Genomic DNA, 10,246 nt, shown 5'->3' on the forward strand with positions numbered 1-10,246 from the left:
CGGGGAGGTCTGGCGGATATGTGAAGTACGCTTCATAACCTACTTAGTGATAAGTAGCTGAACCGTCAGAAGTCAGCAGAGGTCATAGTATTAGTTGGTTTAGAACTACTAAGAAGGACCGAACAATGAAGAGAGAATAGCCCTTGGCATTCAGTGAGTCATGATGAACACAGAAAACGTAGTACCTCACTTGAGGGAGGGAGCGGTGAATCCCGTGGGAGACCTCTTGGAGGGTGGAGTGACCACTGGCATAAAGAGAACAGCTATTCACGGAAGTTATGAAAACTTGCGTCAATTATCTTAATTGAACCGCCGTATACGGAACCGTACGTACGGTGGTGTGAGAGGACGGGAGTTAATCGCTCCCTCCTACTCGATCGTGCGATCAAAAGGGATGGCAATTATTTTGCGGAGTTTGACTAATATTATCTTCCCTTTGGCTATTATCCTTCGTTGATTGACTATGATCGGGACGAGATTGACTATAATCTTTCATTGCAAAATGGCAAGAGCTGCAATCTTGTGAAGAAATAGGGCAGGGAATACAGCTGGTATAGAAACCAAATAAAGAGGCTGGGACAAAAGATAAAAAACACCATTTTCTCACGGGAGAAAAATGGTGTTTTTTTGATAATTGAAGAAAATTGATTTCCGTTCCGGGGACGCTTTCCGCGGGCCCGGCTCGAGCCTCCTCGGAGCTCAATCCTTCGCTCCTGCGGGGNAGGAAAGCTTTTGCTTTGCGACTAAGCGTGCGCGACAGAAACTCGCCCCGTCACTCCAATCAATTTTCTGTGATATCAATTTTTTACAAAAAATTTTTTTGCAGCTCGTTCACTTTATTAGTTATGTCCCAGCCTCTTTGACAATCAAGATTATAAAAGTTCTTTTCTTAAATCGGCCGGAGATTTAGGTGATAGCAGTCCGAATGGAATATCGAATACTGTTTTTGCACCTTTGTCGCCATTTTGATTTAATCTGTATGCAGCGCGTGCATATGCCACAAGAACGCTTGATGTAAATGTCGGATTGCTTTCAAGGTTTAAACTGAATTCGATGATTTGTTTGTCGCCCAATCCGCTCACACCGCTTCGGATGACGAAACCACCATGCGGCATGCCGCTGTGATTTTGCTTCAATTCTTCTTCGGAAATGAAATGCACTGTTGTATCATATTCATCGAAATAGTTTGGCATTGTTTTAATTTCGTGTTCAACTTTCGCTGGATCTGCGCCTTCTTCCAACACAACGAAACATTCACGGGCATGTTTTTCGCGTGTGGAAAGTTCAGGATTTTCGCCGCTGCGCACGCGATTCACCGCATCTTCAATTGGAATTGTATATTGTACCGCATTTTTTACACCTTCAATACGGCGGATGGCATCAGAGTGGCCCTGGCTCACACCTTTACCCCAGAAGGTATATGTATTCCCAACCGGTAATACCGCTTCGCCGATTAAACGGTTCAATGAGAATAAACCTGGGTCCCAACCAACCGAGATGATGGCAACTTTTCCGGCTTTTTCAGCTGCCGCATTTACTGTATCAAAATATTCTGGAATTTTTGCATGTGTGTCGAAACTGTCGATTGTATTGAAATATTGTGCAAAGTATGGTCCTTGTTCAGGCAAATCTGTTGCAGAACCGCCACACAAAATCATCACGTCAATTTCGTCTGTATAGGATAACGCATCGTCCACATGAAGGACTTTCGCATTTGAATTGATCGTCACTGTTTGCGGATCACGACGCGTAAAAACTGCTACAAGTTCTGTATCAGGGTTTTGTTGAACTGCTGCTTCTACACCCCTACCCAAATTTCCGTATCCAACAATCCCGATTCGAATTTTACTCATATGTTCTCCTTCCTCCTAAACAACAACAAATATATGTTTTATAATACCTCGCAGAAGATAATTTTACCATAAATTTTCATACAATGATTTGCATAAAATTATATTTTTTTTATACTAAATGACTATTCGATGCGACGCTTGGACAAATCATTTTTTTCTAATCCATGGTGGAAATGATAGAAATTAAGAGGTGCATTTAGTTTTTTCGCAACCTATATTTTGCTATACTTAATTTATGTACACCTAAGAGAAAATATAGGAGGATTTTGAATGAAAAAACTTTCAGCGGTACTGCTTGCTTTCGCATTGGTATTCTCTAACGTTGGTGCGGTTGTTTTTCATGACAGCGGGGATGTGATAGTAGAAGCAAAATCTTATAAATCCGGTAAAAAAGGGTTCAGCGGAACGACATTCCCTTCAAAAAACCGTGTAACCAACGACGACACTAATAAAAACAACAATGTTAATAAGTCGACAACAAATCAAAATTCAAATAAAACCGGCACTTCCACAACGAAAGGCGGATTCTCTTCCGGCGGATTAATGAAAGGCCTCCTTGTAGGCGGACTTGCCGGCTTATTGTTCGGCAGCCTGTTTGCGGATATGGGCATTCTTGGAAGCCTTTTGGGATTAATGATCAATCTCGGTGCGATTTTATTGATTGCCTATCTCATCATGAAAATTTATTTCATGTTAAAACGCAAAAATGAGAAAGAGGTAACGGAACATTGGAGAAGATAACATTGTCTGAACAGGAAATCGTGGATGCGGTTTGCCTGTTCCATGCAAAATTCAAAAATGTGCGTCCTGAAGATGTGGAAGTGGAACTATTGTATGACGATGATAGAGGCTTTACTGCGGAAGCTTACGTAAACGGTGAAATGGAGCCATATAACACGGTGAATTTCATTACAGCCATTCGCCTTTATATTGAAGAACAATTGCAAAGGGACGCGATGTCCGCCCGAATCCTTTTGGATCTGCATGATGAAGAAGGGATCATCGCCAATATTGAATGGGATTAAAAGAGGTGTCGCCTGATGGCACCTCCTTCTTTATATACCGGAGTAAAAAAATGATTATTTCGTTTTCTTTCCAAATATGTTATGTTCAAAAAAAGAGATTAAAGAAAGTGGGATACCGATGACAATGGATGCCAGAAAAGTATACAACGGAATCGTTTTGCTGACAGGTTACCTGCAGCGTTTATATGTGTTTGAAAATATTCTTCATCAGTTGAATATTCCCCGAGATCAGGACCGGCTTGAAAAGGTGAAGGAATTGTTAGATGATTCCTTGGCGATGCTGCCTTTGTTCGAACAAACAAAAGAATTGACCGAAACGCAAGTCAAAAAATTGGAATCCGTGACGGCGGAAGTGGAAAAGTTGATGGCCACTTATTTTAAAGAAGGCCAAATTTCCTTCAATGAAAAATTGGCTTATGTCGGTTCTACTCTTTATTCCGAGCAGCATGTCAATTTGGGAATCCTCCGCCTCGGAAAAGTGTTTCAGGTGGAAGTGAACAAAGACTTTGAAATGCGCGTGAAATTTTATGAAGAACGGACAAAATTCATCGACACGATCGTTTCATTAATGAAGAAGAATCAGCAGGTTGAAGAAAAGGCGATGGAAATCATCGAGATGTGGTATGAAAATGTGGCCAAAAATAAAAACAATATTATGAACGATATCCGAATGATTGGTCAATTGATTGGCTTTTAACAGAAAAACTGATGGAATGCGGACATCCATTCACATCAGTTTTTTTATTTTAATATAATATTTAATAATCCAAATACTGGAAATATATCGCATAAGCAGTTTCCATTTCATGATAGTCTCATTCCAATTTTCTATTTTTGCAATGCGGTTAAGTATCCATCATTATTGCCAGAGAGCGAAACAAATATAGTTGGAAAAAATTGAGATGTCCATTTGCACCGATTTTTGAATGCGGTATACTGTTGGAGAGGTGATTTTATGTTTGTCAGCGAAAAACAAGTGGAAATCCGTTATGCCGATACGGATCAGATGGGTGTGGTGTATCACGCCAACTACGTCATTTGGATGGAAATTGGCAGAACCCAATTGATCCGCGATTTGGGATACGATTATACAAAGTTGGAAGAAATGGGAATTGTATCACCAGTGATTGAATTGAATGTCCAATATAAAAAAGCGATGCGTTATGGACAAGTGGCAACTGTCCGTACATGGGTGGAACAGCATGATAAATTGCGCACGACATACGGTTATGAAATCTTGCATGAAGACGGCTCCGTTGCGGCGACAGGTACAACGGTGAACATTTTGGTGACAAAAGAAAACTTTAGACCGGTGCCATTAAGAAAAATTGATCCGGATTGGGATGCAAAATACCATGAAATTGCCCGGACAAAAAAGGGATAGGGGTACATAATGACTAGTGAAGGGCTAGTCATTTTTTATTTTTCAAAACTATAACGGTCCATCTATTTTTGTTATAATGACGATTGTGAGTAAAAAAGGAGGGATGTTCATGGTACAAACGGTAGAAGCGATGAAATGTTTCATTGTGTTGACGAATACAGCACGGGAAGCCATCAAGGAACACTTTGCCGATGAACATGCCTTTTTTCAATTGCAATCCTCTTTCCATGTATATCTAGAAAAACAATCCATTGAAGAAACATCCCTATCCCTGGCCATTTATTTTGACAACGAACAAAATAGTAATTTGGCGAAAAAGATGAATGGCCGGGTTGTGATTATAGACTGCGTTTTTGATAGCAAAAATGGCCTCATCGCCAAAAACTTCCGGACTAAGGGAAAACATACACCGGTCAAGACGAATCGAAGAAAATCGATGAGAATCCATTTCGCACCAACAAGAATCAACGGCCACACTTATCCGGAGGCATTCCTGAAAACCATTGCCGAATTGCCGGTTGCAAAAGACAGATACGATTATGTCAATAAACGGATCACCAGCTGGGAAGGCTATTTAAAAGTTTTATACAAAAATGCCAACATCGATGATATTGAAGCAAGAATACAGTCTGTTTCGTACAGTTCTGACTGTTCCGTGGCAACATTGAAACTGGGTGGCATCACAAATAAAGAGTGGAAACAGATAAAAGGAATGAACGCCTATGTCAAAGGCGTAAAAAGTGAAATCGGGGAAGTTGTAAAAACCAATGCCCAACAACAAACCGTCGACATCGAACTGAGTCCGCCAATCAGTAAACTCGCCAAGCAACAGGTATTTGATTTTCCCTCAGAGCAAGTCACTTTCAGCAACGCCTCGACAAAATCCCAGCTCAACCGCCTCTTGAAAGGGTTTGAACATTTAAAGGAAGGGCTTGCGGCAAACCCGAATCTTGAAAACTTTTTATTTGAAGACGAACCAAAGGTGGCAAATCGGAAAAATCGGCTTCAAATCGAATTTCATAACAATCTGAATGAATTTCAGCGGGAAGCTGTGCTGGGTGCACTGGAAACGGAAGATTTGTATGTCATTCAGGGACCACCCGGAACAGGGAAAACAACGGTCATTTCTGAAATCTGTTATCAAAACGTGAAAATGGGATTGAAAACATTGATCGCCTCCCAATCCAATTTGGCGGTGGATAATGCACTTGGCCGGCTTTTATCCAATAAAGACATCCGCATTTTGCGCTACGGACGGACAGACAGCATCGAAGAAGAAGGGAAAAAGTTCATCGAGGAGAATGTGGCGGAATATTGGAAAACTCAAACCTTTGATGCGTTATCGAAGGAAATCAGTCAACATGATCAAAAGGAAATCCTATTGCAACAGGGCATTCAAGCATGCACGAGCCAAATCGATCACCTGAAGGAAAAAGCGGCCGAACTGGAAAAGGAGATTTTGCGGAAAAATCAGGCGGAAAAGGAATTGGAAAAGGCTTTTGACACAATTTCCAATTTGAAAAAGCAAATCATCGCTTTAAATAAAGAAAAGGAAAAAGCGGAACAAACCATTGAAACATTCCAATCCTCCTTGAATGAACGGTCTGAAAAACTGAAAGAAATCGAACAAACATTGTCCAGCACCGGTCTTGATAAAATTCAGCTGGAAATCAATGAAGCAAGGAAACATATCGAAGAAAGCGAACATTTCATCCACTATGTTGAAACAAAGGAAAAATTGGAAAAAGCGCAATCCGAATTGCAGCAAGTGTCCAATGAAATTGCATTCATGGAGTCAAAAATATTGGAAGTGGATGAACTCCTGGCCCAATTGAAATCCTTCAAAAAATTGGAGGAAGTGGAAGGATTCATTGAAACCTATGGAATCCGAAGAGGTTTTGTCATCAACCAACTGTTTTTGGATATGGAGAAAATTTATCAACAGTTGATGGAACTGAAACCGGCAATCCAGATTTCCGAGCGGATTGAAAAAGCCATCGAATACAACCAAAAAACGTTGAGAATACCCATCGATCCCGTCCCGCTCCCGCCGAACCACCATTATTCATTACATGAGGTCAATGACTTTTTGGATAAGTTGGCACTCGCCTTCAAACAACGAAAAATCAATCGGCAGAACGGAATCCCCTCCATCCGTGGCCTATATTTAAGGCGGCTATATGTGAACGGGTTGCTCGTTCAATATCAATCGTTGGCCGATGAGTCGAAACTCGTTTTTGAAAAATTGAAAAGTGCCGTGACCGAACAATATTTGGAAAACCTCGGCCTCCATGAATCGAAACTTCAGTCTTATAAACAAAAAGAGGTCCAACTGCAACAAGAGATCCAACAATATGAAAGAGAATTGGCGGAACTGCCAATAGAAAATGCCGGGTTCATTCCGTCCATTGATGAACTTCAAGCGGTCATTCAAACGTTGCAGGAAAAGATTGGCCGGTTGGAAGAACAACAAGAAAGTTTCCATTCCTATGAGGAGCAAAAAGCACAACTGAATCATGAAATCAGCGAAATGGAAAAAGAACTTTCTCAACACCAGGAGTCGTTATCCAACATACAAAGCGAATTAAAAGAGCTTCACCGTCAAGGGATTATGATGGAACGGAAAGTGGAGCAGCTGCAGCAAATCATGAAACAAAATCCGGAGCTTGAATTGGAACAGACGGAAGAGCGGATCAAGGAACGCCATCTCCAAATTGAAAAATACCAACGGCAGATCGAAATGTTGCCGATCACAAAAGAAATCCAGAAAGAATGGCATTCGTTATTAAATCAAGCGACGGAACAGGATTTGGACGAAATTCGGAAACTTTACGTAAAACATGCCAATGTAATCGGAACAACCTGTGTCGCTTCGGCAAACAAAGAATTTATGGACAACTATCCGATTTTCGATGTGGTCATCATCGATGAAGTGTCGAAAGCAACGCCGCCGGAATTATTGCTTCCAATGTTGAAAGGGAAGAAGATCATCCTTGTCGGCGACCATCATCAGTTGCCGCCGTTGATCGGCGATGATACGTTTGAAGAAACCCTTGAAGAGATTATGAAGGAAACGGACAGCTTTGAAGAAAAAAGGGAACTGGAGAAGCTGTTGGAGGAATCTTTGTTTGAACGGCTTTATAAACATTTGCCCGCCACGAACAAGAAAATGCTCGGGATTCAGTATCGCATGCATGAAAAGATCATGCGGACGATTGCACCGTTCTATGAAAATGGAAAAGAATCGTTGCAATGCGGCTTGGACAACTCCGATGAAGCTAGAGACCATAAATTGGATGGACATTATGTAAAACGGCAGGAACACTTGTTATGGTTCGACCTGCCAAATCAACCGGCTTATTTTGAAGAGCGGATGAAAGAAGGCTCCAGCTTGTTCAATAAAGCTGAGCTTGAATGGATCCGCAAACTGCTTATCGACTTGAATGAAGCGACGGCCAAAGCGAAGGAACAAGGACTTCTTGAAAAAGATTCCTTAAAAGCCGTCGGGGTGATCAGCTACTATCGGGAGCAAGTGAATCGGGTCAATCAGTTAGTGGAAGAACTGCATTTGCCTCATTTGCATATCCGGACAGGTTCCGTCGATAAATTCCAGGGGATGGAAATGGACGTGATTTTGTTGAGCATGGTCCGCAATAATCCGCACGGGGAAATCGGATTTGCGAAAGACTACCGGCGGTTGAACGTGGCTTTGTCAAGAGCCCGGGAGTTGCTGATGATTGTCGGCAGTTCCGATATGTTTACAATGCGTCCGAAAAAGAAAGAAACGAGAGAAATGTACCAGCATTTATTTAATGTCGTAAAACAGCAACAAGGAATACGAAAAATAACGAAGGAGCCCGTGACATGGAACTCCAGCAATTAAAAAATCAATTGGAAAAAGAAATCAGGGGAACCATTGTTCATACGGACATTTGGTGTATTCCCATGCATACCTATGAAATCACCTATCAGCCCATCCAGAAAAAGGCGATGGACATTTTAATGAAAATTCTGCTTTTCTCCTTCCAAAAATCGGCTTTTGAAAGTGCTGAACAGCTCAGCGAAATTTTGTTGGTGGAGCCCTTATTCATCGAAGATTTGATGCGGAAGATGCAAAAGAACGGGCTGCTTGCACGGGAAAACAACTTTTATCAACTGACGGAAAAAGGAAAGCGGCAATTTTCCCAAGGCGTCTTTGAAGAGGAATTGGATCCTGTGACAATAGAGTTATTGTACAGCCCGGTGCATCATCAAATGATGAATGGTGATATGGAGGAAGTGCTGGATTTTGATGATTTTCCGGACCAATTGTATCGTTATATGAATGATGGAGAAGAATCATTGGATGTGGAGTTTTTTAAAAAGGAAATTCAAAATATAATAATCGATCGGCCGGATGAAGTTCATCAAGAAATCAAATCCATCCTATCGTTGGAAAATACGCAAATCAACGATGTGCCCTGTATTGAATTCATTGTGTGGAACGCTGAAAGCAGGGAATTTTTTCCGCGGGTGTGGAATACATTATTAAAAAATTGGGATCAATATTTGGAAAAAGAACTCTTTGAAATAGAAAATCCGGTTTGGTTAGAGAAATTTCACAGCAAAATAAAATAGCTCGATTATTGCAATTCTCTATTGGATATGTTAGGATAATCTTAATTTTATATGGGAATTATACTTTCTTATCAAGAGAAGTGGAGGGACTTGGCCCAATGAAACTTCAGCAACCTCTAACGGATGTTAGAAAGGTGCTAATTCCAGCAAGGCTCAGCCTTGGGAGATAAGAGAGTGCGTGCAAGGAAATTTTGTACCCTCTCATTCTCTTTTCTGGAATGAGCAGGGTTTTTTTATTAAGATATTTTAGAATGGGGGACAAGAGGAATGCCTATTAATATTCCGAAAAATTTACCTGCTGGAGAAATATTGAGAAACGAAAAGATTTTCGTCATGGAAGAGGACCGCGCATTATCACAGGACATACGTCCATTGAACATTTTGGTGTTGAATTTGATGCCTGAAAAAGAAAAAGCGGAATTACAGTTGCTGCGATTGCTCGGGAACACGCCGCTGCAAACCAATGTAACGTTTTTAAATACAGCCACGTATGAACCTAAAAATGTATCCAAAAGCCATTTGGAAACATTCTATAAAACTTTTGATAAAATCAAGCACCGCCGCTTTGACGGAATGGTCATCACCGGGGCGCCGGTTGAACGGATGGAATTTGAAGAAGTCCATTATTGGAAAGAGTTGACTGAAATTTTGGACTGGGCGAAAGAGAATGTGACTTCAATCATTTATATCTGTTGGGCTGCACAAGCCGCTCTATATTACCACTTCGGAATCGGAAAATTCGAGTTGCCGAAAAAATGTTCCGGTATATTTGCGCATACCATTACGGATTTGACGAATGATTTGGTTCGAGGGTTCAACGATGAATTTGTGGCACCGCATTCCCGTTACACTTCCGTTTCCATCGAAGAAATAGAACAGCATCCTGATTTGCAATTGTTGAGCTATTCAAAAGAGGTCGGACCTTTTATCATCCAATCCAAAGACAACAAACACATTATGATCACTGGCCACTTGGAATATGACGCAACAACGCTTGCGGAAGAATACGAGCGTGACGTAAAGAAAGGTTTACCTATAGACATACCGGCAAATTATTTCCCTAATAATGATCCAACAAAGCAGCCAAAAAATACTTGGCGCGCCCATGCCCACTTATTGTTCTACAACTGGCTGAACTACTACGTTTACCAAGAAACGCCTTACGATTGGCATTATGTGGACGATTCAATCGAGTATCATATTTAAAATAACTGGAGGAATTCGAAATAAAAGGATTCCTGCAGTTTTTGTGCGCCCGGCATGTACATGAACTATAGGGTGTAAGTCCCGAACCCCGAAGACAGAAGTAGAGGTTAGCCAAGAGCAAGGGTGTCCGTGGTGACGCGGAATCTGAAGGAAGCTGGAGG

General features: G+C 41.2%; 8 protein-coding genes and 1 riboswitch. Of the genes, 7 read left to right on the forward strand and 1 reads right to left on the reverse strand.

Annotated elements, in window-relative coordinates; genetic code table 11:
* Positions 1 to 872: 872 nt before the first annotated feature.
* Positions 873 to 1,853 carry a diaminopimelate dehydrogenase gene (locus tag ACFPOH_RS02180; RefSeq protein ID WP_342469412.1) on the reverse strand — a complete coding sequence of 327 codons (981 nt, stop codon included), beginning with the start codon at positions 1,851 to 1,853 and terminating at the stop codon, positions 873 to 875.
* 270 nt (positions 1,854 to 2,123) lie between these two features.
* Between ACFPOH_RS02180 and ACFPOH_RS02185 the strand changes: the two genes are divergently transcribed.
* From ACFPOH_RS02185 to metA, 7 genes are all read left to right on the forward strand, one after another.
* The gene (locus ACFPOH_RS02185) at positions 2,124 to 2,594 is read left to right on the forward strand and encodes a hypothetical protein (RefSeq protein WP_390308754.1); all 471 of its coding nucleotides are present in this window, start codon (positions 2,124 to 2,126) and stop codon (positions 2,592 to 2,594) included.
* Entirely contained in the window at positions 2,582 to 2,878 is a 297-nt protein-coding gene (locus ACFPOH_RS02190; protein WP_342469409.1) for a YxcD family protein, read from the forward strand. Before ACFPOH_RS02185 ends, ACFPOH_RS02190 begins: the two co-directional genes overlap by 13 nt.
* A 118-nt stretch (positions 2,879 to 2,996) precedes the next feature.
* Entirely contained in the window at positions 2,997 to 3,575 is a 579-nt protein-coding gene (locus ACFPOH_RS02195) for a transcriptional regulator (protein WP_390308755.1), read from the forward strand.
* A gap of 258 nt (positions 3,576 to 3,833) precedes the next feature.
* Positions 3,834 to 4,262, forward strand: a complete 429-nt coding sequence (locus tag ACFPOH_RS02200; RefSeq protein ID WP_342469407.1) for an acyl-CoA thioesterase — start codon at positions 3,834 to 3,836, stop codon at positions 4,260 to 4,262.
* A 109-nt stretch (positions 4,263 to 4,371) separates the two neighbouring features.
* Positions 4,372 to 8,145, forward strand: a complete 3,774-nt coding sequence (locus ACFPOH_RS02205) for a DEAD/DEAH box helicase (protein WP_390308756.1) — start codon at positions 4,372 to 4,374, stop codon at positions 8,143 to 8,145.
* Complete coding sequence (locus ACFPOH_RS02210; protein ID WP_390308757.1) at positions 8,127 to 8,879, forward strand: nucleoside-diphosphate sugar epimerase; 753 nt, start codon at positions 8,127 to 8,129, stop codon at positions 8,877 to 8,879. The genes ACFPOH_RS02205 and ACFPOH_RS02210 overlap by 19 nt, the downstream gene beginning before the upstream one ends.
* Before the next feature lie 65 nt (positions 8,880 to 8,944).
* A riboswitch (SAM riboswitch) is annotated at positions 8,945 to 9,052 on the forward strand.
* 94 nt (positions 9,053 to 9,146) lie between these two features.
* On the forward strand, positions 9,147 to 10,085 hold the full coding sequence (gene metA, locus ACFPOH_RS02215) for a homoserine O-acetyltransferase MetA (RefSeq protein ID WP_390308758.1): 939 nt from the start codon (positions 9,147 to 9,149) through the stop codon (positions 10,083 to 10,085).
* The last annotated feature ends 161 nt before the right edge of the window (positions 10,086 to 10,246 follow it).

This window comes from Ureibacillus suwonensis, assembly GCF_042655065.1.
In the GTDB taxonomy this organism is placed as follows: Bacteria; Bacillota; Bacilli; order Bacillales_A; family Planococcaceae; genus Ureibacillus; species Ureibacillus suwonensis.